This is a genomic window from Caulobacter sp. FV2ye17ST (assembly GCF_058680955.1).
Map to the genome: position 1 here is coordinate 3,801,834 of NZ_CM178727.1, position 24,353 is coordinate 3,826,186.

Genomic DNA, 24,353 nt, shown 5'->3' on the forward strand with positions numbered 1-24,353 from the left:
CTTAGGCGAAGGTCGACGAGAAGGTGTCGAGCGCGCTTTTCAGCGTGTTCTCCAGATCCTTGTCGAGGGCCTTCTTGGTGCGGATGCCGTCCAGCAGATCCTTGTGCTGGCTGTGCAGACGGGCCAGGAACTCGGTCTCGAAACGACGCACCGACGAGGTCGGGATGTTGTCGAGGTAGCCGCGCGTGCCGGCGTAGATCACGCAGACCTGCTCTTCGACGGCTTGCGGCGAATATTGCGGCTGCTTGAGCAGCTCGGTCAGGCGTTCGCCGCGGGCCAGCATCTTCTGGGTCGAGGCGTCGAGGTCCGAACCGAACTTGGCGAAGGCGGCCATTTCACGATACTGGGCGAGCTCGCCCTTAATCGCGCCGGCAACCTGCTTCATGGCCTTGATCTGGGCCGACGAACCGACGCGCGACACCGAGATACCGACGTTCACGGCGGGGCGGATGCCCTGATAGAACAGGTCGGTTTCCAGGAAGATCTGGCCGTCGGTGATCGAGATCACGTTGGTCGGGATGTAGGCCGACACGTCATTGGCCTGGGTTTCGATGATCGGCAGCGCCGTCAGCGAGCCCGAACCGTTGTCTTCGTTCAGCTTGGCGGCGCGTTCCAGCAGGCGGGAGTGCAGGTAGAACACGTCGCCCGGATAGGCTTCGCGGCCCGGCGGGCGGCGCAGCAGCAGCGACATCTGGCGGTAGGCGACGGCCTGCTTGGAAAGGTCGTCATAGATGATCAGGCCGTGCAGGCCGTTGTCGCGGAACCACTCGCCCATGGCGCAGCCCGAGAACGGAGCCAGGTACTGCAGCGGGGCCGGCTCGGAGGCCGAGGCGACGACGACGATGGTGTATTCCAGGGCGCCGTGCTCTTCGAGCGTCTTGACGATCTGGGCGACGGTCGAACGCTTCTGGCCGATGGCGACATAGACGCAATAGAGCTTGGCGCTCTCGTCCTTGCCGGCGTTGGCGGCCTTCTGGTTCAGGATGGTGTCGATGGCGACGGCGGTCTTGCCGGTCTGACGGTCACCGATGATCAGTTCGCGCTGGCCGCGGCCGACGGGGATCAGGGTGTCGATCGACTTCAGGCCGGTCTGCACGGGCTCGTGCACCGACTTGCGGGGGATGATGCCCGGAGCCTTGACGTCGACGCGGCGACGCTCGGTCGAAACGATCGGGCCCTTGCCGTCGATCGGCTCGCCCAGCGGGTTGACGACGCGGCCCAGCAGGCCACGGCCGACCGGAACGTCGACGATCTCGCCGAGGCGGCGGACTTCGTCGCCTTCCTTGATGGCCTGGTCCTGACCGAAGATCACGCAACCGACGTTGTCGCGCTCGAGGTTCAGGGCCATGCCCTTCACGCCGGCCTTCGGGAACTCGACCATTTCGCCGGCCTGGACGTTGTCCAGACCGTAGATGCGGGCGATGCCGTCACCGACGGACAACACCTGGCCGACGTCCGAGACGGCGGCTTCTTCGCCGAAATTGGCGATCTGCGACTTGAGGATGGCCGAAATCTCGGCGGCGCGGATGTCCATGGCTGTACTTGGGCTCTCTGCGATTTTTATCTTTTGACGCGCTTATAGAGGGTTAGGCGCGCTTCAGGGCGAATTTCAGGGAATCGAGCTTCGAACGGAGCGAAGCATCGAACAGGCGGGAGCCGACGCGCACCTTGACGCCACCCAGGAGGGAGGCGTCGACACGGGTCGAAAGTTCGGGGGTCTTGCCCAGCGCCGAAGCCAGGGCCGCTTGCACGCCCTTCAGCTGGGCGGCGGTCAGTGCGGTGGCCGAGATCACCTCGGCCGAGACGACGCCGCGGTGCTTGGCCGACATTTCGGCGAAGGCCGTGATCGCGCCCATCAGGTCGCCGGCGCGGCCATTAGTGGCCACCAGACCGATGAACTTGCTGGTCAGGGGCTGGAAGCCGGCCTTCTTGGCGATAGCGGCCAGGCCCTTGGCCTTGTCTTCCGACGAGAACGCGGGCGAGGCGACAAGGCGGCGCAGATCGGCGCTGTCGGCATACATCGCCTTCAGCGACTTCAGGTCGGCCTCGACCTTGGTCAGTTGATTGCCTTCGATCGTCAGTTCGAACAGGGACTGCGCATAGCGCTGACCCGCATCCGTCGCCTTGGTTTCGTCCGCCACTTGGTATCCGCCCGGTGCGTTGCAATGGCCGCGGACAAGAAGATTAACCCTTGTCCCGGCTTAAAGGCTTGAGCACGCTTGAAAAAAGCGCATGGAGGGCCGGCGCTGATGCGCCACCCCGTCCGAAGCCGCGCGCCTGATAACACGGGCTTTTCGCAGTCGCAACCAAAGGGGCGCGATCAGGCCCCGACGCGGCGAAACACCGCCGACGCGGCGGCGGCGAGGGTTCCGTTGCGGCGCCGGGCCTCGCCCTGCGCGAACACCAGACTGCGCGTCGAGCGCTCCACCCAGGCGCGCACCGCCAGGTCGTCGCCGGACTCGCCCTCGGGACCGTCCGGACCGTAGTCGACGGTCAGGGACGAGGGACGGGTTTCAGCGCCGGCGATATCGCGCAGGGCGGCTTCCAGCTGGGCGGCGAGGGTCGTGCTCATGAACGTTCAACTACGCAGGATCGGCGAAAAGAAAAAGGGCGGCGGGACAGGCCCGCCGCCCCATCAGGGGAATGCTCGAGGAAACAGCCAGACAGGACAAAGATCGTCCCAACGCGTCCGGGTACTAAACAGAGGCGGCTCAGGCGGCCTTGGCCGAGGCGTTGCAGCGCGCCAGGTCTTCGGCGTCCAGCGACTTGGTCTCGCCGCCGAAAGCCGAAACGCGGCCGACTTCCTTGGCCAGGGCCTTGCACGACGCCGCCGTGATGGCGCGCGACGGGGCCGAGGTCGAAACGCATTCCGCGCCGTCGCAGACGAACACGGCGCCGCCGGCGACGATCTTGGTCTTGGCGGCGACGGGGGCTTCCAGAGCGGCGGCGACGCGGCCATCGGCCAGGGCGGCGCCCGCGAACATGGAAACGGACAGGGCGGCGACAGCCGCAAGGGTACGGAGCTTCATGGGAGCCCTCCAGCGTTCAGGGGAGTTGAGCAAAGATCGATGATCGGCGAAAAGCGTACTGGTCGTTCAGGCTTCGGGGATGCAAGCGTCGGTATCCCCACCGACGCGACAAAGCTGAACTAAGCACTGCTTAGATATCAGTGATAGGCGATTGCGCAAGTGAAATTTATTCGCATTGCGTCTTTTTAAGAAACGGCGCGTTTTTCGCGATCTCGGTGAGCCGGGCGGACGCCCGGCCAGACCCCCGCCGGCTCGCTAGAGGCCGAGGATGGAGTCGATACGGCTTTCGGCCTTGGCGTGGATCTGCCGTTCCTCGACCATGCCCTCGACCCGCGAATAGCGCCCGTTCTTGCCGGCCTTGCGACGCAGCTGGTCGGCGGTGACGAGAACAGGCGAGGCCGGATCGGAGAAGCTGCCCATCAGCGCCGCCAGCACCGCGCCGATGAAGGCCGCCGCGACCGGACCAACCGCCCCGGTGACGCCTTCGCCGAACACCGCCTCCAGGCGGCCGATCAGCAGTTCGCGATTGGGCTGGTCGTCCAGCATGCCGATCAGCAACAGCACGCCGCCTTCGATGGCGACGGCCAGCAGCACGGCCACCAGCACGCCCAGCAGCCTGGGTCGGACGAAAAGTCCGAGCGCCGCGCCGATGATCGCTGCCGTGGCCAGGGTGAACATGAGGCCAGGCTAGCAGGGGTTGGTCAAAAGCCGGTTAAGAACGACGGTATTCCCAAGCGGCAGGCTTGGCTGCGACCAGACGCCGCGCATACTCGCCGCCAAGACAAAGAAAACACCGCAGGGAGGCTAGGCCATGGACTTCACCCTACCGCCGGAACTGACTGCTTATCTGGCCGTGCTCGACAAGTTCATCGCGGACGAGATCGCGCCCTTGCAGGCCCGCGACGACAATGAGCGCTTCTTTGACCACCGCCGCGAATGGGCCCGCACCGACTGGGACGGCGGCGGCCTGCCCCGCCACGAGTGGGAAGAACTTCTCGGCAAGGCCCGCAAGCTGGCCGACGCGGCCGGCCACTACCGCTTCGCCCTGCCCCGTGAATTTGGCGGCCAGGACGGCTCCAACCTCTGGATGGCGGTGATCCGCGAGCATCTGGCCAGCAAGGGCCTGGGCCTGTTCAACGACCTGCAGAACGAGCACTCGATCGTCGGCAACAATCCGTTCGTGCTGATGATCCGCGACTTCGGCCGCCCCGACCAGCAGCACCTGATCACCGACATGCTCGACAAGGGCGCCTTCCGCCCGACCTTCGGCCTCACCGAACCCGACCATGGCTCCGACGCCACCTTCATGGAGACCCGCGCGGTGCGCGAGGTTCACAAGGGCGAGGCTGGCTGGCGGATCAATGGCGAGAAGATGTGGACCACCGGCATGCACGCCGCCACCCACTGCTGCCTGTTCGCCCGCACCGACGGCGAGGATGGTTCGGCCAAGGGGATCACGGCCTTCCTGGTCCCGGCCCATGCGCCGGGCGTGAAGATCGAGGAATATCTCTGGACCTTCAACATGCCGACCGACCACCCGCGGGTCAGCTTCACCAATGTGTGGGTCCCCGACAGCGCCATGTTCGGCCCCGAGGGCGGCGGCCTCTCCCTGGCCCAGCACTTCGTGCACGAGAACCGCATCCGCCAGGCCGCCTCCAGCCTGGGCGCGGCGACCTTCTGCATCGAAGAGAGCGTCAAGTACGCCCGGATCCGCAAACCCTTTGGCAAGCCCCTGGCCGAGAACCAGGCCATCCAGTTCCCGCTGGTGGAACTGGCCAGCACGGCCGAGATGCTGCGCCTGCTGATCCGCAAGACCGCCTGGGAAATGGACCAGATGAGCAAGCCGGAGGTGGAAAAGCGCCTCTCCGACAAGGTCTCGATGTGTAACTACCAGGCCAACCGCCTGGTCTGCGAGGCGGCCGACCGGGCCATGCAGGTGCATGGCGGCATCGGCTATTCGCGCCACAAGCCGTTCGAGCACATCTATCGCCACCACCGCCGCTACCGGATCACCGAGGGCAGCGAGGAGATCCAGATCCGCAAGGTGGCCGCCTGGCTGTTCGGCTATCTGGGTCCGCGACGCAAAACCTTCGCGGAAATGGAGAAGGTTTAATCCCGGGCGGCCTGACGCAGATCAACGGACGCGCTATCTAACAGGGATATGCGAGCTCGATGCTGCTCGCCTGGAGGCCTGAATGAACCGCTTCGCCCAAACCGCCGCGCGGATCGCGCTGGTCGTCTCGCTCGCCGCCGGTCTCGCCGGCTGCGGGATCAACACCATTCCCACCCAGGACGAGGCGACCAAGACCGCCTGGGCCGAGGTGCAGAACCAGTATCAGCGCCGCGCCGACCTGGTGCCAAACCTCGTCGCCACGGTGAAGGGCTACGCGGCCCAGGAAAAGGGCGTCCTGGTCGAGGTGACCCAGGCCCGCGCCAGCGCCACCCAGGTCAAGGTCGACGCCTCGACCATCACCGATCCCGCCGCCTTCCAGCAGTACGCCGCCGCCCAGGACAAGCTGTCGGGCGTGCTGGGCCGACTGATGATGATCCAGGAAAACTACCCCGACCTGAAGTCGAACCAGAACTTCATGGCCCTGCAAAGCCAGCTGGAAGGCACGGAAAACCGCATCACCATCGCCCGGCGCGACTACAACCAGACCGCCCAGAAATACAACACGACCCTGCGGACCTTCCCCAGCATCATCTGGGCCAAGACGATGTATTCCAGCCAGAAGCCGGCCCAGCTGTTCCAGGCCACGGCCGCGGCGCAGTCGGCCCCGACCGTCAGCTTCGACGCGGCCCCGCCGGCCTCGGCTCCGGCCCAGTAAGTGAACACCCTCTCTCTCCTCCCCCGCGCGCGGGGGAGGGGTTGGGCGGCGGCCCTGCTGGCCATGCTCTGCCTCTCCCTGGCCCTTCCCGCCTTCGCCGCGCCGAAGTTTCCGCCGCTGAGCGGCCGGGTGGTCGACGAGGCCAATATCCTCTCGCCCCAGGTCGAGAGCGAGCTGACGGGCAAGCTGAAGGCCCTGGAAGACTCCACCGGCCGTCAGCTGGTGGTGGTCACCGTGCCCAGCCTGCAGGGCTACGAGATCGAGGACTATGGCTACCAGCTGGGCCGCACCTGGGGCCTTGGCGACAAGGACCGGGATGACGGCGTCATCCTGCTGGTCGCCCCCACCGAAAAGAAGGTGCGCATCGAGGTCGGCTATGGCCTGGAGCCGGTGCTGACCGACGCCCTGTCCAGCGTCATCATCCAGAGCGCCATCATCCCCAAATTCAAGGCCGGCGACCTGCCGGGGGGCGTCGTGGCCGGGACCGATGAGTTGCTGACGCAGCTGTCCCTGCCCGACGACGAGGCCAGGGCCAATGTCGCCAGGGCGGCGCAGCCCGAACGCTCGGGCTCGGCCTCGGGCTTTTCCCCGATCGCCGCGCTGCTGATCGGCCTGTTCGTGTTCTTCCTGATCACCCGCCTGCTGCCGGGACGGCGCGGACGGCGAAGCGGCCTGGGCTCGGCCCTGCCCTGGATCATCCTCAACGCCCTGACCAGCGGCGGCGGCAGTGGTCGCGGCGGTGGCGGAGGCTTTGGCGGCGGTGGCGGATTCTCCGGCGGCGGCGGCTCGTTCGGCGGCGGCGGAAGTTCAGGGAGCTGGTGATGCGCAAGATGACCCCTGAGGACCAGGCCCGCATCGCGGAAGCCGTCGCGGCCGCCGAGCGCACCACCGCCGGCGAGATCTTCTGCGTGCTGGCGCCCGAGGTTTCCGACTATCGCGAGACCCCGCTGGTCTGGGCGGCGGCGGCCGCCCTGATCCTGCCGGCCGGCGGCCTGCTGGCCGGACTGCGGCCCGACATGCTGACCCGGCTGTTTGGCGGCTGGACCGTCGGCCACGCCTCGGCCACCGACGCGGCCATCCTGTCGGCCCTGTCGATCTATATCGGCCTGCAGGCGGCGATCTTCATCGTCTGCGCTCTGCTGGTCTCGATCCCGCCGGTCCGCCGCGCCCTGACGCCCGGCGCGCTGAAGACGGCGGCGGTCAAGCGCGCGGCCATGGAGCAGTTCATGAGCCACGGCCTGCACCTGACCCGCGACCGGACTGGGGTGCTGATCTTCGCCGCCCTGGCCGAGCACCGCGTCGAGGTCATCGCCGACGAAGGCATCTACAAGGCCGCGCCCAACGCGGTCTGGGACGATGTGGTCGCCGACCTCGTGGCCGGTATGAAACAGGGCAAGATCGCCGACGGCTTCGTCACCGCCGTCACCCGGGTGGGCGAGATCCTGTCCAGCCATGTGCCGGTGCGCCAGGCCGACACCAACGAACTGCCCGACGGCCTGACCATCCTGCCCAAGGGCTGAAGACGGAGCGCCCCATGTCCAGCATCGATCCGACCCGCGAGCAGTTCGACGCCTTCAAGGGCCTGCCGCGCGATACGCCGATCCAGATGCTGAACCTGGTGCGGCTGAAGGCCGTCGCCGACTATCCGGTGGATCATCCCGAGCGCGGCAAGGGGCGGTCGGGGCTGGACGCCTATCGGGCCTATGGCCGCGAGACCGCCGCCCTTTTCGCGAAACTGGGCGGCCGGCAGATCTGGGCGGGCAAGCCGGAGCTGGTCCTGACCGGTCCGACCGACGAGCGCTGGGACCTGGCCTTCATCGCCGAGTATCCCAATGCCGGGGCCTTCTTCGCCATGGTCACCGATCCGGACTACCGCGAATGGGTCAAGCACCGGCAGGCGGCGGTCGAGGACTCGCGGCTGATCCGGCTGTCGCCCCTGACGCCCGGCGAAGGGTTCGGGGAGTAGGCTACTCCGCCGCCAGGGCCATCGGCGCGGACTGCGCCCCGCGCACCAGCCGCCCCGGCAGGGCGCCCGTGGGCTCGCCGTCGCGATAGGTCACGACACCGCCGACGAGGGTCGCCACATAGCCATGGGCCTTCTGGGTCAGCCGCCGACCGCCGGCCGGCAGGTCGTAGGCGACGCGGGGCGCCTCCAGGCTCAGCGCCTCATAGTCGATGACATTGAGATCGGCCCGATAGCCCGGCGCGATCAGGCCTCGATCCATCAGGCCGACCGTCCGGGCGGTGTCGCGGGTCTGCATCGCCACCATGGCTTCCAGCGCGATACGCGGCCCCCGCGTGCGGTCGCGGGTCCAGTGGATCAGGTTGCTGGTCGGGAAGCTGCCGTCGCAGATCATGCCCACATGCGCCCCGCCGTCCGACAGGCCCGGCACGGTGTCCTTGTGGTTCAGCATGGCGAAGCTGGGGTCCAGCGAGCCGCCGGCATAGTTCAGGAACGGGTGATACAGCATGCCCCGACCGTCGTTCTCGAGCAGGGCGTCCAGGGCGACTTCCGCCGGATCGCGCCCTGAAGCCGCCGCCCGCGCGGCCACCGTCATCTCGGCGGTCGGCTCATAGTCGGGAACCGCGCCCATCGGGAACAGATTGTCCCAGGCGCGCAGGGCGCTGCCGGCGAAGGGGCCCTGCGGATCGCCCTCCTCGGCCAGCAGGCGGGCCCGGAAATCGGGATCGCGAAGGGCGGCGACGCGCTCGGCCAGGGGCAGCCTGGCGATCTCAGCATAGACCGCGCTCTGGCTGAACGGATTGAGCGTCAGCTCCAGTCCAAACAGCACCCCCACCGGACGCCCGCAGACCTGGGCCTTGATCGGCAGGCCCGCGTCGGCGGCGTCCTGCAGGCCCGCCAGCATCAGTTTCCAGCCGTCCGGCGACTTGGGGCTCTGCACCAGCGAGAACGACAGCGGCCGACCCGAGCGCTCGACGATCCGGCGCAGCATGGCCAGCTCGGCCAGACCGTCGGGGAAAAAGTCAGAGACCAGCTGCAGCACGCCCGTTCCGGCCGCAGCCAGGCCCATGGCGATGCCGGTCAGCTCATCCTCGCCGGCCGTCAGGGTCGGGGTCGGCTGGCCGTCGCTGGTGCGGTGATTGAGGGTGCGCGAGGTGGAAAAGCCAAGAGCCCCGGCCTCGACCGCCCGTTTGGCGATGGCGGCCATGGCGGCGATGTCGGCGGGCGTAGCCAGCTCGCGATTGGCCCCGCGTTCGCCCATCACGAACACCCGCAGCGCCGCGTGCGGCAGCTGGGCGCCGATATCGACGTCGAAGGCCCGCGCCTCCAGCGCATCGAGATAGTCGGGAAAGCTTTCCCAGTTCCAGGGCAGCCCCTCGGTCAGGACGGGGAAGGGAATGTCCTCGACCCCCTCCATCAGGCGGATCAACCGGTCGCGGTCCTCTGGCCTGCAGGGCGCGAACCCGACGCCGCAATTGCCCATCACCACCGTGGTCACGCCATGGCCCGAGCTGGGGGTCATGCGCGCGTCCCAGGTCGCCTGGCCGTCATAGTGGGTGTGGATGTCGACAAAGCCGGGGGTGACCAGTCGTCCTCGGGCGTCGATCTCCTCGCGCCCCGGGGCCAGATTTGGCCCGATGGCGGCGATCAGGCCGCGCCGGACGCCGACGTCGGCGACGAAGCCGGGCGCGCCGGATCCGTCCAGCACCGTGCCGCCGCGCAGCACCAGATCATAGGCTTGCTCCGCCATGGCCGCCGCCTCCCGTATATTATCGTTGTTAACCAGCGTCCGCTGGCCTGCCGCGAACGTCAAGCCGCTTTACGTTCGCGTGACCTTTCCCGCGCGGAATTCCGAGTCTAGGGTGGCCGCCAATTCAAACTAACGTTTAACGGGGAGAAGCGCCCAATGCGCGAAGCGGTCATCGTCTCTTACGCCCGCACCGGTCTGGCCAAGTCCAACCGCGGTGGTTTCAACAACACGCACGGCGCGGCCATGGCCGGTCACGCCATCCAGCACGCCGTGTCGCGCGCCGGTCTCGAAGGGGCTGAAGTGGAAGACGTGGCCCTGGGCTGCGGCGGCCCCGAAGGCGCCACCGGCATGAACGTGGCGCGCAACGCCGCCATGTGGGCCGGCCTGCCGGTCACCGTCTCGGGCCAGACCATCAACCGCTTCTGCTCGTCGGGCCTGCAGGCCATCGCCACGGCGGCCAACTACGTGCGCAACGACGGCGCCAATGTCGCCATCGGCGGCGGCGTGGAGTCGATCTCGCTGGTGCAGGGCGGCGGTCACATGAACCGCTTCCACATCACCGAAGAGAAGCTGATGGGCACCCATCCGGCCCTCTGGATGGCGATGATCGACACCGCCGACATCGTGGCCAAGCGCTATAACCTCAGCCGCGAATACCAGGACGAATACGCCCTGCGCAGCCAGCAGCGCATCGCCGCCGCCCAGGCCGCCGGCCTGTTCAAGGACGAGATCGTCCCGATGGCCACCAAGATGAAGGTGGTCAACAAGGAAACCAAGGAAGAGACCTTCGTCGACTACGTGGTCGACAAGGACGAGTGCAACCGCGCCGACACCACCCTGGAAGGCCTGGCCAGCCTCAAGCCCGTCATGGGTGAAGGCAAGTTCGTCACCGCCGGCAACGCCAGCCAGCTGTCGGACGGCGCCGCCGCCGTGGTGATCATGGACGCCAAGGAAGCCTCGCGCCGCGGCCTGGAGCCGATGGGCCTGTTCAAGGGCTTCGCCGTCGCCGGCTGCGAGCCGGACGAGATGGGCATCGGCCCGGTCTATGCCGTGCCGCGCCTGCTGGAACGCCACGGCCTGAAGGTCGACGACATCGACCTGTGGGAGCTGAACGAAGCCTTCGCGTCGCAGTGCCTCTACAGCCGCGACAAGCTGGGCATCGATCCGGAAAAGTACAACGTCAACGGCGGCTCGATCGCCATCGGCCACCCCTTCGGCATGACCGGCGCCCGCTGCGCCGGCCACCTGCTGATGGAAGGCAAGCGTCGCGGCGCCAAGCTTGGCGTTGTGACCATGTGCATCGGCGGCGGCATGGGCGCCGCCGGCCTGTTCGAAATCTTCTAGGCACGTCCCAAACGCGTCGTTTCTGACAAAGCAGGGCCGGAAACCTTCAATCAGGTTTCCGGCCCTTTCTGCATCCTGACGGGACTTTCGGCATTCTTTCACGGACGCCACTTGAACCCCGGCCTTTGGCAACCATTTGTGTTGCTGAAGGCGCATCGCGCGATATTCGTGCGACGCCAGACCAGAGACCCGCCATGGCTGCCAAAGCCTTCTTCGCCTTCGCGCTGATCCTCGCCATCACGATCGGCCTGCTGCTGCCGACGCCCGGCGCCAACAAGCCCCGCCCCACCCACTCGTCGATCGAGACGCTCGAACTTCGGCGCGGCTAAGGCTTCGGCTGGGCCGCCAGGATCGCGGTGTGCTCGGCGCAGCCCTTCAGGGTTTCGCCGTCGATCCAGACCTCGGCATAGAACCGGTAGACGCGGTCCGACATGCCGTCGGTGCAGACACCGGGGGTCAGGCGCACGACCAGCCGGCCCTTGTCTTCGACCACGCCGCTTGAATCCCACACGCCCTGCTGGCCATCGATCCGCACGCCGGGGTTGGCGTTGCTGACCTCGGGCGCGTCGGGACGGGTCAGGGCGACGCTGGCGGCGCGGATCTTCACGGCCCAGAACGGCTCGGTCCCGATGACGTCGAAGTCGCCGGCATAGTCGGACGCCCTGGCAGAGGCGGGCGCATCGGCCGGCGCGGCGGGGTCTTCCGAAGCGCCCATCGGCGCGTCGCCGCAGGCGGCCAGCATCAGGAGCAGGATCGACAAGGCGGCTGTGCGTGGCATGGCGGCGACTATCCCCTGGCGCCCGTCTGAGGCTAGACTCCGCCAGCATGACTCGAAACGCCTCTCCCGCCTTCCTTGAATTTTTCGCCGGCGGCGGCATGGCCCGCGTCGGGCTGGGAGACGGCTGGTCGTGCGCCTTCGCCAATGATTTCGACCCGCTGAAGGCGGCCGCCTATCGCGCCAATTTCGCCGATGCCTCAGAACACTTTCATCAGGGTGACGTCTGGGCCATCGAGGCCGACACCCTGCCGACCGCCGACCTGGCCTGGGCCTCCAGCCCCTGCCAGGACTTCAGTCTGGCCGGAGCCCGCGCGGGCCTGACCGGCGGACGCTCCTCCGCCTTCTTCGGCTTCTGGAAGCTGATGCAGGCCCTGAACGCCGCCGGTCGCGGACCTGACACCATCGTCGTCGAGAACGTGGTGGGCCTGCTGACCTCGCACGAGGGCCGCGACTTCACCGCCCTGTGCCAGACCCTGGCCGACGAGGGCTATCGCTTCGGGGCGCTGGAGATCGACGCGGCCCGGTTCACGCCGCAATCGCGGCCGCGCGTCTTCGTGATCGCCACCCGCCGGCCGGCTGACGCCCTGGCCGGACCCAGCCCGTTCCACAGCCGCGCGGTCAGGGCCGCCCACGCCCGGCTGCCCGACGCCCTGCAGGCCAGCTGGATCTGGTGGGGCCTGGAGGCGCCGCCGGCCCGCAACACCGACCTTTCCGCCGTGCTCGAGCCGGATGACGCCGTGACCTGGAGCTCGCCCGAGCGGACCCGCAATCTGCTGGCCCTGATGGCGCCGGCCCATCGCGCCGCCGTCGAGGCCCACGTCAAGAGCGGCCAGCGCGCCGTCGGGGCGGTATTCAAGCGCATGCGGGGCGGCCAGCAGCGGGCCGAGGCGCGGTTCGACGGTCTGGCGGGCTGCTTGCGGACGCCACGCGGCGGCTCCTCGCGCCAGACCCTGCTGGTGATCGACCGGGGCGAGGTGCGCTCGCGCCTGATCGGCCCGCGCGAGGGTGCGCGGCTGATGGGCCTGCCCGATACCTATGCTTTGCCCGGCAGCCAGACGGCCGGCCTGCACGTGATCGGCGACGGCGTGGCCCCGCCGGTGGTGCGCTGGCTGGCGGCGCGCCTGCTGGAACCCCTCACCGATAGCAAATCTGCAAGCCTTGCCGCCGAATGACCCGCTGACAGGCCAAAACCCACGCCGTAAGGTGGCTTTAGACCCGCCAACCTTTCGCGAGAACCCCCATGGCCGATGGCGCCTCCTCCTATGATGCCGCCCGCTACAAGCGTTCCGGGCGCGGCAAGATCTATGACTCGATCCTCGACACCATCGGCGACACCCCGCTGATCCGGCTGCCGCGCCTGTCGGCGCAGATCCAGCCCAAGGGTGAGGTCGTGGCCAAGCTGGAATTCTTCAATCCGCTGTCGTCGGTGAAAGACCGCATCGGCGTGTCGCTGATCGAGAGCCTGGAAGCCCAGGGCGTCCTGACCCCCGGCGACACCATCGTCGAGCCGACCAGCGGCAATACCGGCATCGCGCTCGCCTTCGTGGCCGCCGCCAAGGGCTACAAGCTGATCCTGGTCATGCCCGAGAGCATGTCGATCGAGCGCCGCAAGATGCTGCTGCTGCTGGGCGCAAAGCTGGAGCTGACCCCGGCCGAGAAGGGCATGCGCGGCGCCGTCGCCCGCGCCCAGGAAATCATCGAGGCCACGCCCGGCGCGGTGATGCCCCAGCAGTTCGAAAACGCCGCCAACCCGCTGATCCACCGCGTCTCGACGGCGGAAGAGATCTGGAACGACACCGCCGGCGCGGTGGACGCCGTGGTCTCGGGCGTCGGCACCGGCGGCACCATTTCGGGCGTCGGCCAGGTGCTGAAGGCCCGCAAGCCCGGCCTCAAGATGGTGGCCGTCGAGCCGGAAGCCTCGGCCGTGCTGTCGGGCGGCGCGCCCGGTCCGCACAAGATCCAGGGCATCGGCGCCGGCTTCGTGCCGGGGATCCTGGATCGCGGCGTGATCGACGAGATCGTCCAGGTCAGCAATGACGACGCCTTCGCCATGGCCCGCCGCTCGGCGGCCGTCGAGGGCCTGCCGGTCGGCATCAGCTCGGGCGCGGCCCTGACCGCCGCCTTCGACCTGGCTCTGCGCGACGACTACGCCGGCAAGCTGATCGTGGCCATCATCCCCAGCTTCGCCGAACGCTATCTGTCCACGGCCCTGTTCGACGGGCTGTAGACCTTGGGCGGCGTCGCCTTGCGCGACAGCGAGGCGGCGCCGTGACCACCGATGTCTATGACAAGGCCAAGCGCTCGGCGGTGATGGCCCTGGTCAAGAGCCAGGACACCAAGCCCGAACTGCTGCTGCGCAAGACCCTCACCGCCCTGGGCGCCCGCTACCGCCTGCATCGCAAGGACCTGCCGGGCAAGCCCGACCTCGTCATGCCGGGCCGGAGGCTGGCCTTCTTCGTCCACGGCTGTTTCTGGCACGGCCATGACTGCGCCCGGGGCGCGCGCGTGCCCAAGGCCAACCGCGACTACTGGCTGGCCAAGGTGGCCCGCAACAGGACCCGCGACGCCGCCTCCGCCGAAGCGCTGGAAGCGGCCGGCTGGCGTGTCGAAACGATCTGGGAATGCGAGATGAAGGACGCCGGGGCGCTGAAGGCCCGGCTGGTCCAGACCCTGGATCAGGCCGCCACGCGGACGCCGCCGGTCAGCACCCGGTTGAGCGCCGTATAGAGCTCAAGGGGATCGATCGGCTTGGCCACGTGGGCGCTCATGCCCGCGGCGAAGCACGCTTCCCAGTCCTTGGGCGTGGCCGAAGCGGTGACGGCGACCACCGGGGTGTCGCGATTGGGGCCCGCGCCGGACCGCAGGATGCGGGTGGCTTCGCGACCGTCCATGCCGGGCATGTAGACATCCATCAGCACCGCGTCGAAGATCTCGGTTCCCAGCAGCTCCAGGGCCTGCTCGCCGGACTCGGCCAGGGTGGCCTCGACGCCGAAGGGCTGCAGCACCAGTTCGATGGCCCGGCGGTTGACCACGTGATCATCGACCACCAGCACCCGCGCGCCGGCGATGGACGGACCGATCTCCTCGACCTTCGGCGCCTCGGCGGCCTCGACCACCAGGGTCAGGGTGAAGGTCGCGCCCTGGCCCTCCACGCTGCTGACCGCCAGATCGCCGCCCATCAGGCGGGCCAGTTCACGGCTGATCACCAGCCCCAGGCCCGACCCGCCATGCTGGCGAACCACGCTGGTGCTCAGTTGCTCGAACGGCGTGAACAGCCGCGCCAAGTTGGCCGGGGAAATGCCTGACCCGGTGTCGGTGATCGTAATCGTCAGGCGCCGCTCGACGCCCGTCGCCAGACTGTCGAAGCGCACCGCGATGGCGCCCCGATCGGTGAACTTGATGGCGTTCGAGAGCAGGTTGTTGAGCACCTGGCGCAGGCGCAGCGCATCACCCGCCACCCACCGGGGCAGGGTCGCGGCGCCCTCGACGTGCAGGCGAAGGCCCTTCTTGGCCGCTTCGGGCCGCCACAGCCGCAGGCTGTCCGCCAGGGTCTGGCGCAGGTTGAACGTCGTCTTTTCGACCGCCATGCGGCCGGCCTCCAGACGCGAGAAGTCCAGCAGGTCGTTGAGCAGGGCCCGCATCATGCCGCCGGCGTCGGTGATCAGCTGGGCGTGGATCTTGGAACTGGCCTCCGGGACCTCGCTGTGCAGGCGCGCCGCGCCGGCCAGGATGGCGCTGATCGGGGTGCGCAATTCGTGGCTGATCATCGCCACGAAGGCCGACTTGGCGGACACGGCCTCCTCGGCTTCATAGCGGCGGCGCTCGGCCTCTTCCTTGGCGTCGGCCTCGGCCTTCAGGGCGCCGCCAAGGGTGCGGCTGGCCACGGTGACCGAGGCGATGAGCAGCACCGCGCCCAGCCACAGGGCGTTGGCCAGGGGCGCGTCGGGGTTGGCCGCCCGGGCCACCAGCGGCACGATCAGCAGGTACACGATATGCGGCGCTGCGGCCCACAGGGTCGCCGACCTCTGGCCGGCATTGATGACGATGACATTCAGCAACGCGCCCGCCAGCAGCATGCCGCCCAGGGTGGGAGCGAACCGCTGGTGCGAGGCAAACAGCGGCAGGGCCAGGAAGCCGAAGATGGCCGCAGTGACAAAAGGCAACACCGTCAGCGTCACGCGCCGCCAGCGTGGGGGCTGGGCCTCGGGAGCGGCCACGACCGGGCGGGTCACCCAGAACTCGATCGCCAGAGCCGTCAGATAGAGCCCGGCCCAGATCCAGGCCCACTTCATGTCGACGAAGACGTAAAGGATGACCGAGATGGTCAGCGTCGCGAACAGGCGCAGATAGATGTTGGCGCGTCGCGAGGCCGCGGCGCGCGCCATATCTCTCGGCGTTTCGCTCACCCCCATCGACGCCTCATCCCCCCGGCTTGACGCATACGTTATGCTACGGGCCAGTCTCAGCGCCGAAACCTAAGATGACGTGAAGCACCAGCGCCCCGTCAATGGCCGAGTTATCGACATTTCCATGGGGCGCCCGCAATTTTCGTGGCGAACACGGCCCCTCCGAGATTCTCCTGAGGCAAATTTTACCCCAGTGACGCGACCCGCGCCAGTTCCGGCCTGTCAGGGGCGGGGCCCGAAGATGCGCTCGAGATCCGCCGCCTCGACACCGTCGATCTCCAGCCGTTTGAGACGCGCGGTCGCGCCCGCCGCCAGTCGGACGGCGGATTTGGGGATGCGCAGGCTCTTGGCGATAAAGCCGATCAGGGCGGCGTTGGCCTCCCCCTCGACCGGGGCGCTGGTCACGCGCACCTTCAGATAGGGCCGGCCGTCGGCGTCCACAGCCCAACCGTCAGCCCCGTCGCGCCCGCCGCGCGGCGTCAGGCGGACGGCCAGCAGCATGGATCAGCCCAGCAGGTTGATCAGGCTGAACTTCAGCGACGGCAACAGGATGTCTTTGACGCCGGTGATCAGCAGCAGGACGATGATCGCGCTGATATCCACCCCGCCCAGCGGCGGAATGATCCGCTGGAACGGCCGCAGCACCGGGCCGGTCACCCGGTCCAGGAACGTGCTGATCTGATAGACGGCGCGGTTGCGCAGGTTGATCACATCGAACGCCACCAGCCAGCTGAGAACGGCCGAGATGATGATGGCCCACCACAGCAGGCCGAGCAGCGCCGAAGCGATGAAGAAGACGAAGGTGATAATGGCGGCCATGGGTTTCCTGTCCGAGTCCTCCGCTTCTTGCCGCGCCTCGCGCCCGCTGGCAAGCAAAGCCGAATTCCGCCGCTTGACGCGGGCCCCGCCCCGCCTTATTCCCGCGCTTCCTTGGGGCCGTAGCTCAGATGGTAGAGCGCCTCGTTCGCAATGAGGAGGTCAGGGGTTCGATTCCCCTCGGCTCCACCAAGGACCTCCCTGCACAGACTCCGTCGACCGCTTCCGCAGCGCTATGTCGGCAACCCGGCGGATCGCGCCTCCGGTAGCGGTTATGGTCAGGCTCGCCGTTTCCCGATCCGGGGTCGGGCGCCGGGGGCTGCATGATCTATTTTTGCTACATCTATTCGCGCGGTTCGGATGTGCCTCACATGGAGGCCCTGAACTGCGCCTCCCTGGGCGAGGCCCGGGCGCGCTGCCTGCGCATGCTGAACGACCACCGCGCGGCCATACGCGCCGAGCTGTTTGACGACGACCAGCAGGTCGCGGTGATTTCGCGCGACGATGACCAGGAACGTCAGGCGCAATGCTAGCCCGCTTCCCGCCCCTGCAGAACATGTTCATGCCCTGCCGGCCTGTCGTAGCGTCATACTGACGCAGGGGCGGCCACGCGACACCCGCGACGACTCGCCGCAGGCTTCCGCCGGGGCCAGTTAACGGGATATCCGCCGTCCCGCGCGATCCTCACCCAAGCGTTGAGGAGACTTTTGACGCGCCGGGGTGGACCGATGAAGGCACAGTTCAGGAATAGGATTGCCGGGCGCGGCCGGGCGCTCAGGATCGGCCTTATGGCCGTCGCCTCTGTTCTTGGCTCTTCCAGCATGGCCCTGGCCGACGACGCCAGATCTTCGGCTCTGGACCTGAGCCTGGGCTATACCGCCGACGTCACCGGCGTCGTCGACGGCGGCATCTCGAGGCGCGGCCGGTTTCTCGACAATCTGGAACTGGGCCTCGACCTCGATCTGGAAAAGGCCTTCGGCTGGCGCGGCGGCGTCGCCCATGTGCTGCTGCTCAACAACAGCGGCGGCATGCCCAATGACGACGCCGGCACGGCCCAGGGCGTCGACAATATCGAGGTCTCGCGCCAGCGCGCCCGCCTGTTCGAGGCCTGGGCGCAGCAGAGCTTCGCCGGCGACAGCGCCTCGGTGCTGGTCGGCCTCTATGACCTCAACAGCGAATTCTACGCCAATGACAGCGCCGGCCTGCTGATCGCCCCGGCCTTCGGCATCGGCTCGGAACTGGCCGCCACCGGCCCCAACGGGCCATCGATCTTTCCCTCGACCGCCCTGGCCGTCCGCCTGAAATGGGCGCCGCGCGAGGATCTCTACCTCCAGGCCGCCGTGCTCAACGCCGAGGCCGGCGTGCTGGGCGACCCTGACGGGATCGACACCTCGTTCCATAACGGCGCGCTGCTGGTCGCCGAGGCGGGCTGGACGGGCTCTGGCAAGCTGGCGGTCGGCGCCTGGCGCTATAGCCAGAAGCAGGACGATATCCGCGACCTGGCCCCCTCCGGCGGACCGGCGCATCGCAACGCCCAGGGCGCCTATCTGCTGGCCGAGCATCCGCTGGACGCGCGCGTCGAGGGCCCGCGCCGCGCGACCGCCTTCGCGCGCCTGGGCCTGTCGGATGGCGACACCACCGACTTCTCGGGCGGCTGGCAGGCCGGGATCCTGGTCCGCCAGGTCTTTGAAAGCCGCCCCGACAGCGCCCTGTCGTTCGGCGCCAACCAGGCCTGGTTCGGCTCCAAGGCTCGCGCCAACGCCGTCGACGCCGGCGCACCCCTGCGACGCTCGGAATCGGCCCTGGAACTGACCTATGCCGACACCTTCGGCCCGGTCACCCTGCAGCCCGACCTGCAATATGTGATCAACCCGGCCGGCGATGGGGCCATCGGCCACGCGGTCATCGCGGCTCTCAGGGTCAGCGTCGGGTTCTAGCGGCCGGCGCTATCCGGCGCCCTCCATCGCTGACCCGGCCGGAGTGAGTGAGCAGTGCTGACTTGGCGACAAACTCGATAGATCTAGGGTTGGGTTCTCGCGTAGTCTCGGCGAAGCATCAGTTGCCACCCAAGGCACGGAGGTGATCATGACCGAGCTCAACCTCTCCGCATGGCCAATTACCATCGTGCAAGATCGATATCACGGGACCTACAGCCGAGGGGAGTGGCTGGCCATCGCCAATGCAGACCTCGACTGTGATGGTCGGGCGCGCGCGGCCTGGGTCCTGAAGGCGGGTCCGAGCGGCGGAGACATCGAGGCCTGCGCTTTCTGGTCCGCTCCCCCGCCGTGGATAGCGGCAGGGCGCAGCCCGAACGCGGCGCTTGAAGCCCTGACCAAGACACGAGAGCCGGACGCCTAGGCGCGACAGCTTCCTCCCAAACGAAAGCGGGCTCCCCGGTCGCCCGGAGAGCCCGTCTGTTCTGGTTCCGCCAGCGGGACAGGATCAGAACTCTTCCCAGTCTTCCTTGACCGCCGCATTGGTGGCGGCGCGGCCCGGGCGGACGGCGGTCTGCGCGCGCGCGCGCGGCGGCGGCGCGGCGGCGCGGGGCGCCTCCTGCGCCGCTTCGCCAGCGGACACCTTGAAGCGGGCGACCAGGCGGGCCAGTTCGCTGGCCTCGCCCTTCAGCGAGTGGGTGGCGGCGGTGGCCTGTTCGACCATGGCGGCGTTCTGCTGAACGACCTGGTCCATCTGGTTCACGGCCTGATTGACCTCGTGCAGACCCGTGGACTGCTCGGTGGCCGAGGCGGCGATCTCGTTGACCAGGGCGTCGATCGAGGCGACCTGGGTGACGATGCGCTGCAGGGCCTCACCCGTCTGGCCGACCAGGCTGACGCCCGTGCCGACCTGCTGGGTCGAGGTCGAGATCAGAACCTTGATCTCCTTGGCGGCGTCGGCCGAGCGTTGGGCGAGCGCCCGCACTTCCTGGGCGACGACCGCGAAGCCACGACCGGCCTCGCCGGCGCGCGCCGCTTCGACGCCGGCGTTCAGGGCCAGCAGGTTGGTCTGGAAGGCGATCTCGTCGATCACGCCGATGATGTTACCGACCTTCTGCGAGGACCCCTCGATCTCGGTCATGGCCGCGACGGCCTGGCTGACGATCTCGCCCGAGCGCTGGGCGTCGGTGCGGGCGTTGGCCACGACCTGCGAGGCTTCCTTGGCGCCCGAGGCGGTCCGGCGGACCGTGGCGGTGATCTCGTCGAGAGCCGCGGCGGTCTCTTCCAGGCTGGCGGCCTGCTGCTCGGTGCGACGCGACAGGTCGTCCGAGGCCCGGGCGATTTCGTCGGCGCCGGAGCTGACGCCGTCGGTGGTGGCGGTGATCGCCTTCATGGCGTCCAGCACGCGTTCGGCGGCGGCGTTGAAATTGGCCTTCAGACCTTCGGCCTTGGGCGAGAACGGCACGGTGATGCGGTGCGTCAGGTCGCCCGAGGCCAGGTGATCCAGGGCCTCGTTGAGGGCGGCGAAATTGGCCGCGTCGCTGCGGGCCACTTCACTCTTTTCGTCCTCGTTGGCGGCGCGTTCAGCCTCGACGGCCTGGCGTTGATGGGCGGCGTCGGCCTCAAGGCGGATCTTCTCGAGCGCGGCTTCCTTGAAGTGGGTGACGGCGGCGGCCATCTGGCCGATCTCGTCCTTGCGGCCAGAGGCCGGCACCTCGATCGTATGATCACCCGAAGCCAGCCTGCGCATGGCGGCGGTCATGGCCGCGACCGGACCCGCGATGCCGCTCGACAGCATCAGCCCGCCCACCACCGCGATCGCCGCGGTGATCAGGATGCCGATGGCCAGGGTCAGGGTCGAGGCGGCGGACGCCCTCTTCTGGGCGGCGGCTTCGGTGGCCAGAACGGCCTCGAAATTCTTGACGATGGCCTCGATGCCGTCCTCGACGGGCCCGACGGCCTTGTCGGCGACGCCGTCATTGCGCACCAGGTCCACGGCCTGCGGACGGGTGAGCGGATCGGCGCCCAGCGCCTCGCCCGGCTCGATGGCCTGCTGGCGGAAGTTGGCGTAGGCGGCCTCGACCGTGGCGATGCGGGCCAGATCGTCCTTGTCGCCCTTGGCCAGGGTCTTCAGCTTTTCCAGAGCGGCCAGGAACTTGGGCTTGTGGGCCTCTTCCAGGCGCTGGACGTAATACTGGTCGCCCGACAGCAGGAAACCGCGCAGCGAGTTCTCCTGGCGGGTCAGGCGGAAGGCCGCGGTGTCGGCGGCGCGAAGCGACTCGAAGGCCACCTCGGTGCGCGCCACCGAGCGCTCGTAGCTCAGCTTGTTGGCATAAAGCGCCCCGCCCATGAGCATGATCGTGGTCAGCATGACGGCAAAAACGGCCATCAGCTTATGGGGGATTTTGAGGTTGCCGAACGACACAGCCGCTCTCCAGAGTTCAATGAACGCGCTCTGAAACCTCAACCATCACAAGGTCTAAACCCGTGCTCCGAGGCTTTGCGCCACCCCTAGCTCTGAGCCTCAACCCGTTTCCACGGCATTAACCGTGACGCGGCGTAATGTCGCACATACGACAATTCTGCCCGTTTCTTGATCAGTGGGCCTCGTCCCAGTTGAGCGCGGCGCGGGCCTCCACCGTCAGCGGCACGGAGATCGCCACGGCCGGCTCGGCGGCGCCTTCCATCACCCTTCGCGCCACGGCGCAGGTGGCCTCGGCCTCGGCTTCGGGGGCTTCGAAGACCAGTTCATCGTGCACCTGCAACAGCACGCTGGCCGACAGGCCGGCCTCGACCAGCGCGTCCGGCATGCGGATCATCGCCCGGCGCATGACATCGGCCGCCGCCCCCTGGATCGGCGCGTTGATCGCCGCCCGCTCGGAGAACTGCCGCTGGGCCGCCGACTTGGCGTGGATGTCGGGGATGTTGATCTTGCGGCCGAAGATCGTGGTCACATAACCATGCTCGCGCACGAAGGCCTTGGTGGCGTCCATATAGGCCTGGATGCCGGGGAAGCGCTCGAAATAGGTCTTGATATAGGCCCCGGCCTCGCCCTGGCCGATGCCCAGCTGGTTGGCGAGGCCAAAGGCGGAAATGCCATAGACGATGCCGAAATTGATCGCCTTGGCCCGGCGGCGCACCTCGCTGGGCATGCCCTCGATCGGCACGCCGAACATTTCCGAGGCGGTCATGGCGTGGATGTCCAGCCCCTCCTGGAAAGCCTTCTTCAGCTGGGGGATGTCGCCGATATGGGCCAGCAGGCGCAGCTCGATCTGGCTGTAGTCGGCGCTGATCAGCAGCTTGCCCGGCGCGGCCACGAAGGCCTTGCGGATCTTGCGGCCTTCCTCGGTGCGGATCGGGATGTTCTGCAGGTTCGGATCCGACGACGACAGCCGCCCCGTCGTCGTCGCCGCCAGAGCATAGGACGTATGGATGCGGTTCTCGCTGCCCGGCGCGATGGCCGCGATCAGGTTGTCGGTATAGGTGCCCTTCAGCTTGGACAGCTGGCGCCAGTCCAGCAGCACGCGCGGCAGCTCGTGCTCCAGGGCCAGGCTCTCCAACACGTCGCTGTCGGTCGACCACTGGCCGGTGGCGGTCTTCTTGCCGCCCTTCAGCGCCATCTCGCCAAACAGCACGTCGCCGATCTGCTTGGGGCTGCCCAGGTTGAACGGACGACCGACCAGCGCCTGGGCCTTGGCCTCGAACTCGGCCATCCGCATCGAGAACTCGTTGGACAGCCGGCGCAGGGTGTCGGGATCGACCCGAATGCCTTCGTTCTCCATCGCCGCCAGCACCGGCGGCAGGGGGCGCTCAAGCGTCTCATAGACCGTCAGAAGCCCTTCGCGGGCCAGGCGCGGCTTGAGCACATTGTAGAGCCGCAGGGTGACGTCGGCGTCCTCGGCGGCATAGGCCGTGGCCTCGGTCAGGCCCACATGCTTGAAGCTGATCTGGGCCTTGCCCGTCCCGGCCACCTGCTTGAACGGGATCGGCTTGTGGCCCAGCCACAGCTCCGACAGCTCGTCCATGCCGTGACCGTGGAGGCCGGCCTCCAGCACATAGCTGATCAGCATGGTGTCTTCGATCGGCGCGACGTCGATGCCATAACGGGCCAGCACGGCGATGTCGTACTTGGCGTTCTGGGCGATCTTCAGCACCGCCGGGTCTTCCAGCAGCGGCTTCAGGGCCGCCATCGCCGCCTCCAGCGGGATCTGCACCAGGTCGGCGGCCGCTTCCAGCGCCAGGCCGTCCTTTTCGCAGTGGCCGACCGGGATGTAGCAGGCCTCGCCCGGATTGATCGCCAGCGACACCCCGCACAGACCAGCCGTGGCCGAGCCCAGGGCGTCGGTCTCGGTGTCGAAAGCCACGATCCCCTTGGCCGTGGCCCGGGCGACCCAGGCGTTCAGGGTCTCGAGATCCTGGATGCGCACATAGGCGGCGTGATCGATGGTCGCCGGCTCGGCGACGGGCGCGGCGGCGGCGCGGGCTGCGGCCCCCGCATAGGACACCGTCGTCACCGGCGCGCTCGGCGCGGCGCCAGCGGGATGGTCCAGGCTGCGCGGCGCGGCCGAGGCGTTGCCGTCGCCCACCCGGCGGGCCAGGGAGCGGAACTCCATCAGCTCCAGGAAGTCGGCCAGCACCGCCTTGTCGGGCTCGCGCACGGTCAGGTCGTTGATCGGTTCTGGCAGCGGCGTGTCGCAGTCCAGCTGCACCAGGGCCCGCGACAGGCGGATCTGGTCGGCATATTCGATCAGCGTCTCGCGGCGCTTGGGCTGCTTGATCTCGCCGGCCCGCTCGAGCAGCGTGTCGAGGTCGCCATATTCGTTGATCAGCTGGGCGGCGGTCTTGATGCCGATGCCGGGGGCGCCGGGCACATTATCGACGCTGTCGCCGCACAGGGCCTGAACGTCGACCACCTTTTCCGGGTACACGCCGAACTTCTCGAACACCTGCTCGCGGTCGATGCGCAGGCCCTTCATCGGGTCGAACATCGACACGCCGTCGCCGACCAGCTGCATCAGGTCCTTGTCGGACGAGACGATCACCGTCTCGCCGCCGAGTTCGCGCACCCGGCAGGCATAGGCGGCGATCAGGTCGTCGGCCTCGTAGCCGGGCAGCTCGATGGCCGGCACGCCGAACGCCAGGGTCGCCTCGCGCACCAGCGGAAACTGCGGGATCAGATCCTCGGGCGGCGGCGGGCGATGAGCCTTGTACTTGTCGTAGAGTTTGTTGCGGAAGGTCTTTTCCGAGTGGTCCCAGATCACCGCCAGGTGGGTCGGCGTATCGCCCTGCATGTCGCGCAACAGCTTCCACAGCATGTTGCAGAAGCCCTGCACCGCCCCCACCGGCAGGCCGTCGCTCTTGCGGGTCAGGGGCGGCAGGGCGTGATAGGCGCGGAACAGATAGGCCGAGCCGTCGACCAGGAACAGGCGGATCGCCGGCCCATCCTGGGTGAGGGTCGAGGCGGGGGCGGAATCGGCGGGCGCGGCGGTGTCGGTCATGGCCGGA

Annotated in this window: 25 protein-coding genes and 1 tRNA gene; 14 read left to right on the plus strand and 12 right to left on the minus strand. The window is 68.1% G+C overall.

Going from position 1 to position 24,353, the window contains the following annotated elements:
• Position 1 precedes the first annotated feature (1 nt).
• The 5 genes from atpA to ACW17V_RS18235 all read right to left on the minus strand — a co-directional run bounded on the left by atpA (position 2) and on the right by ACW17V_RS18235 (position 3,707).
• Positions 2 to 1,534: a F0F1 ATP synthase subunit alpha gene (gene atpA, locus ACW17V_RS18215; protein WP_492106455.1), complete on the minus strand. Its 1,533-nt coding sequence runs from the start codon at positions 1,532 to 1,534 to the stop codon at positions 2 to 4.
• A gap of 52 nt (positions 1,535 to 1,586) precedes the next feature.
• Positions 1,587 to 2,141: a F0F1 ATP synthase subunit delta gene (locus ACW17V_RS18220; RefSeq protein ID WP_492106456.1), complete on the minus strand. Its 555-nt coding sequence runs from the start codon at positions 2,139 to 2,141 to the stop codon at positions 1,587 to 1,589.
• Between the two features lie 179 nt (positions 2,142 to 2,320).
• Positions 2,321 to 2,572 (minus strand): hypothetical protein, encoded by a 252-nt coding sequence (locus ACW17V_RS18225; RefSeq protein WP_492106457.1) that lies wholly within the window; start codon positions 2,570 to 2,572, stop codon positions 2,321 to 2,323.
• Positions 2,573 to 2,711: 139 nt separating this feature from the next.
• Positions 2,712 to 3,029, minus strand: coding sequence for a DUF8200 family protein (locus ACW17V_RS18230; protein WP_492106458.1), 318 nt, complete (start codon positions 3,027 to 3,029; stop codon positions 2,712 to 2,714).
• Positions 3,030 to 3,284: 255 nt separating this feature from the next.
• Positions 3,285 to 3,707: a hypothetical protein gene (locus tag ACW17V_RS18235; RefSeq protein WP_492106459.1), complete on the minus strand. Its 423-nt coding sequence runs from the start codon at positions 3,705 to 3,707 to the stop codon at positions 3,285 to 3,287.
• Between the two features lie 133 nt (positions 3,708 to 3,840).
• Here ACW17V_RS18235 and ACW17V_RS18240 point away from each other — a divergent pair, with 133 nt between their 5' ends.
• The 5 genes from ACW17V_RS18240 (at position 3,841) to ACW17V_RS18260 (ending at position 7,823) form a co-directional block, all read left to right on the plus strand.
• On the plus strand, positions 3,841 to 5,142 hold the full coding sequence (locus ACW17V_RS18240) for an acyl-CoA dehydrogenase family protein (protein WP_492106460.1): 1,302 nt from the start codon (positions 3,841 to 3,843) through the stop codon (positions 5,140 to 5,142).
• A gap of 82 nt (positions 5,143 to 5,224) precedes the next feature.
• Complete coding sequence (locus tag ACW17V_RS18245; RefSeq protein WP_492106461.1) at positions 5,225 to 5,857, plus strand: LemA family protein; 633 nt, start codon at positions 5,225 to 5,227, stop codon at positions 5,855 to 5,857.
• A 63-nt stretch (positions 5,858 to 5,920) separates the two neighbouring features.
• Positions 5,921 to 6,679 carry a TPM domain-containing protein gene (locus tag ACW17V_RS18250; RefSeq protein WP_492106462.1) on the plus strand — a complete coding sequence of 253 codons (759 nt, stop codon included), beginning with the start codon at positions 5,921 to 5,923 and terminating at the stop codon, positions 6,677 to 6,679.
• Complete coding sequence (locus tag ACW17V_RS18255; protein WP_492106463.1) at positions 6,679 to 7,377, plus strand: TPM domain-containing protein; 699 nt, start codon at positions 6,679 to 6,681, stop codon at positions 7,375 to 7,377. The genes ACW17V_RS18250 and ACW17V_RS18255 overlap by 1 nt, the downstream gene beginning before the upstream one ends.
• Positions 7,378 to 7,391: 14 nt before the next feature.
• The gene (locus ACW17V_RS18260) at positions 7,392 to 7,823 is read left to right on the plus strand and encodes a DUF1330 domain-containing protein (RefSeq protein WP_492106464.1); all 432 of its coding nucleotides are present in this window, start codon (positions 7,392 to 7,394) and stop codon (positions 7,821 to 7,823) included.
• 1 nt (position 7,824) lies between these two features.
• Here ACW17V_RS18260 and ACW17V_RS18265 read toward each other — a convergent pair whose 3' ends face one another.
• The gene (locus tag ACW17V_RS18265; RefSeq protein WP_492106465.1) at positions 7,825 to 9,570 is read right to left on the minus strand and encodes an N-acyl-D-amino-acid deacylase family protein; all 1,746 of its coding nucleotides are present in this window, start codon (positions 9,568 to 9,570) and stop codon (positions 7,825 to 7,827) included.
• Positions 9,571 to 9,726: 156 nt separating this feature from the next.
• On the opposite strand from ACW17V_RS18265, the gene ACW17V_RS18270 reads away from it, so the two are divergent.
• Together ACW17V_RS18270 and ACW17V_RS18275 are read left to right on the plus strand one after the other, a co-directional pair.
• Positions 9,727 to 10,914, plus strand: coding sequence for an acetyl-CoA C-acyltransferase (locus tag ACW17V_RS18270; RefSeq protein WP_492106466.1), 1,188 nt, complete (start codon positions 9,727 to 9,729; stop codon positions 10,912 to 10,914).
• A gap of 194 nt (positions 10,915 to 11,108) precedes the next feature.
• Positions 11,109 to 11,243, plus strand: a complete 135-nt coding sequence (locus ACW17V_RS18275) for a hypothetical protein (protein WP_492106467.1) — start codon at positions 11,109 to 11,111, stop codon at positions 11,241 to 11,243.
• Here ACW17V_RS18275 and ACW17V_RS18280 read toward each other — a convergent pair.
• Positions 11,240 to 11,692 (minus strand): COG3650 family protein, encoded by a 453-nt coding sequence (locus tag ACW17V_RS18280; RefSeq protein WP_492106468.1) that lies wholly within the window; start codon positions 11,690 to 11,692, stop codon positions 11,240 to 11,242. The two genes, ACW17V_RS18275 and ACW17V_RS18280, sit on opposite strands and share 4 nt — an antisense overlap.
• Before the next feature lie 47 nt (positions 11,693 to 11,739).
• On the opposite strand from ACW17V_RS18280, the gene ACW17V_RS18285 reads away from it, so the two are divergent.
• The 3 genes from ACW17V_RS18285 to ACW17V_RS18295 all read left to right on the plus strand — a co-directional run bounded on the left by ACW17V_RS18285 (position 11,740) and on the right by ACW17V_RS18295 (position 14,419).
• Positions 11,740 to 12,864, plus strand: a complete 1,125-nt coding sequence (locus tag ACW17V_RS18285; RefSeq protein WP_492106469.1) for a DNA cytosine methyltransferase — start codon at positions 11,740 to 11,742, stop codon at positions 12,862 to 12,864.
• A 68-nt stretch (positions 12,865 to 12,932) separates the two neighbouring features.
• The gene (gene cysK / locus ACW17V_RS18290; protein WP_492106470.1) at positions 12,933 to 13,919 is read left to right on the plus strand and encodes a cysteine synthase A; all 987 of its coding nucleotides are present in this window, start codon (positions 12,933 to 12,935) and stop codon (positions 13,917 to 13,919) included.
• Between the two features lie 83 nt (positions 13,920 to 14,002).
• On the plus strand, positions 14,003 to 14,419 hold the full coding sequence (locus tag ACW17V_RS18295; RefSeq protein ID WP_492108828.1) for a very short patch repair endonuclease: 417 nt from the start codon (positions 14,003 to 14,005) through the stop codon (positions 14,417 to 14,419).
• Here the strand turns inward: ACW17V_RS18295 and ACW17V_RS18300 are convergent.
• The 3 genes from ACW17V_RS18300 to ACW17V_RS18310 form a co-directional block, all read right to left on the minus strand.
• Positions 14,368 to 16,077 carry an ATP-binding protein gene (locus ACW17V_RS18300; protein ID WP_492106471.1) on the minus strand — a complete coding sequence of 570 codons (1,710 nt, stop codon included), beginning with the start codon at positions 16,075 to 16,077 and terminating at the stop codon, positions 14,368 to 14,370. The two genes, ACW17V_RS18295 and ACW17V_RS18300, sit on opposite strands and share 52 nt — an antisense overlap.
• A 243-nt stretch (positions 16,078 to 16,320) precedes the next feature.
• A complete protein-coding gene (locus ACW17V_RS18305) occupies positions 16,321 to 16,599 on the minus strand; it encodes a DUF167 family protein (RefSeq protein ID WP_492106472.1) in 279 nt (92 codons plus the stop codon).
• A 3-nt stretch (positions 16,600 to 16,602) separates the two neighbouring features.
• Entirely contained in the window at positions 16,603 to 16,917 is a 315-nt protein-coding gene (locus tag ACW17V_RS18310) for a YggT family protein (RefSeq protein WP_492106473.1), read from the minus strand.
• Positions 16,918 to 17,030: 113 nt separating this feature from the next.
• Here ACW17V_RS18310 and ACW17V_RS18315 point away from each other — a divergent pair.
• From ACW17V_RS18315 to ACW17V_RS18330, 4 genes are all read left to right on the plus strand, one after another.
• A tRNA-Ala gene (locus ACW17V_RS18315) sits at positions 17,031 to 17,106 on the plus strand.
• Positions 17,107 to 17,237: 131 nt separating this feature from the next.
• Positions 17,238 to 17,447 (plus strand): hypothetical protein, encoded by a 210-nt coding sequence (locus ACW17V_RS18320; RefSeq protein WP_492106474.1) that lies wholly within the window; start codon positions 17,238 to 17,240, stop codon positions 17,445 to 17,447.
• Positions 17,448 to 17,702: 255 nt separating this feature from the next.
• Positions 17,703 to 18,851, plus strand: coding sequence for a carbohydrate porin (locus ACW17V_RS18325; RefSeq protein ID WP_492106475.1), 1,149 nt, complete (start codon positions 17,703 to 17,705; stop codon positions 18,849 to 18,851).
• Between the two features lie 148 nt (positions 18,852 to 18,999).
• Positions 19,000 to 19,272, plus strand: a complete 273-nt coding sequence (locus ACW17V_RS18330) for a hypothetical protein (RefSeq protein WP_492106476.1) — start codon at positions 19,000 to 19,002, stop codon at positions 19,270 to 19,272.
• An 84-nt stretch (positions 19,273 to 19,356) separates the two neighbouring features.
• Here ACW17V_RS18330 and ACW17V_RS18335 read toward each other — a convergent pair whose 3' ends face one another.
• Positions 19,357 to 21,237 (minus strand): methyl-accepting chemotaxis protein, encoded by a 1,881-nt coding sequence (locus ACW17V_RS18335; RefSeq protein WP_492106477.1) that lies wholly within the window; start codon positions 21,235 to 21,237, stop codon positions 19,357 to 19,359.
• A 208-nt stretch (positions 21,238 to 21,445) separates the two neighbouring features.
• On the minus strand, positions 21,446 to 24,346 hold the full coding sequence (polA, locus tag ACW17V_RS18340) for a DNA polymerase I (RefSeq protein WP_492108829.1): 2,901 nt from the start codon (positions 24,344 to 24,346) through the stop codon (positions 21,446 to 21,448).
• Positions 24,347 to 24,353: the final 7 nt, after the last annotated feature.

What these genes read in the sequence shown, in the direction of transcription:
- atpA (WP_492106455.1), bottom strand. Translation starts at nt 1,534, where the DNA reads ATGGACATCCGCGCCGCCGAGATTTCGGCCATCCTCAAGTCGCAGATC.
- ACW17V_RS18275 (WP_492106467.1), top strand. Translation starts at nt 11,109, where the DNA reads ATGGCTGCCAAAGCCTTCTTCGCCTTCGCGCTGATCCTCGCCATCACG.
- ACW17V_RS18270 (WP_492106466.1), top strand. Translation starts at nt 9,727, where the DNA reads ATGCGCGAAGCGGTCATCGTCTCTTACGCCCGCACCGGTCTGGCCAAG.
- ACW17V_RS18285 (WP_492106469.1), top strand. Translation starts at nt 11,740, where the DNA reads ATGACTCGAAACGCCTCTCCCGCCTTCCTTGAATTTTTCGCCGGCGGC.
- ACW17V_RS18305 (WP_492106472.1), bottom strand. Translation starts at nt 16,599, where the DNA reads ATGCTGCTGGCCGTCCGCCTGACGCCGCGCGGCGGGCGCGACGGGGCT.
- polA (WP_492108829.1), bottom strand. Translation starts at nt 24,346, where the DNA reads ATGACCGACACCGCCGCGCCCGCCGATTCCGCCCCCGCCTCGACCCTC.
- ACW17V_RS18330 (WP_492106476.1), top strand. Translation starts at nt 19,000, where the DNA reads ATGACCGAGCTCAACCTCTCCGCATGGCCAATTACCATCGTGCAAGAT.
- cysK (WP_492106470.1), top strand. Translation starts at nt 12,933, where the DNA reads ATGGCCGATGGCGCCTCCTCCTATGATGCCGCCCGCTACAAGCGTTCC.
- ACW17V_RS18310 (WP_492106473.1), bottom strand. Translation starts at nt 16,917, where the DNA reads ATGGCCGCCATTATCACCTTCGTCTTCTTCATCGCTTCGGCGCTGCTC.
- ACW17V_RS18320 (WP_492106474.1), top strand. Translation starts at nt 17,238, where the DNA reads ATGATCTATTTTTGCTACATCTATTCGCGCGGTTCGGATGTGCCTCAC.
- ACW17V_RS18245 (WP_492106461.1), top strand. Translation starts at nt 5,225, where the DNA reads ATGAACCGCTTCGCCCAAACCGCCGCGCGGATCGCGCTGGTCGTCTCG.
- ACW17V_RS18300 (WP_492106471.1), bottom strand. Translation starts at nt 16,077, where the DNA reads ATGGCGCGCGCCGCGGCCTCGCGACGCGCCAACATCTATCTGCGCCTG.
- ACW17V_RS18255 (WP_492106463.1), top strand. Translation starts at nt 6,679, where the DNA reads ATGCGCAAGATGACCCCTGAGGACCAGGCCCGCATCGCGGAAGCCGTC.
- ACW17V_RS18240 (WP_492106460.1), top strand. Translation starts at nt 3,841, where the DNA reads ATGGACTTCACCCTACCGCCGGAACTGACTGCTTATCTGGCCGTGCTC.
- ACW17V_RS18265 (WP_492106465.1), bottom strand. Translation starts at nt 9,570, where the DNA reads ATGGCGGAGCAAGCCTATGATCTGGTGCTGCGCGGCGGCACGGTGCTG.
- ACW17V_RS18295 (WP_492108828.1), top strand. Translation starts at nt 14,003, where the DNA reads ATGGCCCTGGTCAAGAGCCAGGACACCAAGCCCGAACTGCTGCTGCGC.
- ACW17V_RS18225 (WP_492106457.1), bottom strand. Translation starts at nt 2,572, where the DNA reads ATGAGCACGACCCTCGCCGCCCAGCTGGAAGCCGCCCTGCGCGATATC.
- ACW17V_RS18335 (WP_492106477.1), bottom strand. Translation starts at nt 21,237, where the DNA reads ATGGCCGTTTTTGCCGTCATGCTGACCACGATCATGCTCATGGGCGGG.
- ACW17V_RS18235 (WP_492106459.1), bottom strand. Translation starts at nt 3,707, where the DNA reads ATGTTCACCCTGGCCACGGCAGCGATCATCGGCGCGGCGCTCGGACTT.
- ACW17V_RS18250 (WP_492106462.1), top strand. Translation starts at nt 5,921, where the DNA reads ATGCTCTGCCTCTCCCTGGCCCTTCCCGCCTTCGCCGCGCCGAAGTTT.
- ACW17V_RS18260 (WP_492106464.1), top strand. Translation starts at nt 7,392, where the DNA reads ATGTCCAGCATCGATCCGACCCGCGAGCAGTTCGACGCCTTCAAGGGC.
- ACW17V_RS18280 (WP_492106468.1), bottom strand. Translation starts at nt 11,692, where the DNA reads ATGCCACGCACAGCCGCCTTGTCGATCCTGCTCCTGATGCTGGCCGCC.
- ACW17V_RS18230 (WP_492106458.1), bottom strand. Translation starts at nt 3,029, where the DNA reads ATGAAGCTCCGTACCCTTGCGGCTGTCGCCGCCCTGTCCGTTTCCATG.
- ACW17V_RS18325 (WP_492106475.1), top strand. Translation starts at nt 17,703, where the DNA reads ATGGCCGTCGCCTCTGTTCTTGGCTCTTCCAGCATGGCCCTGGCCGAC.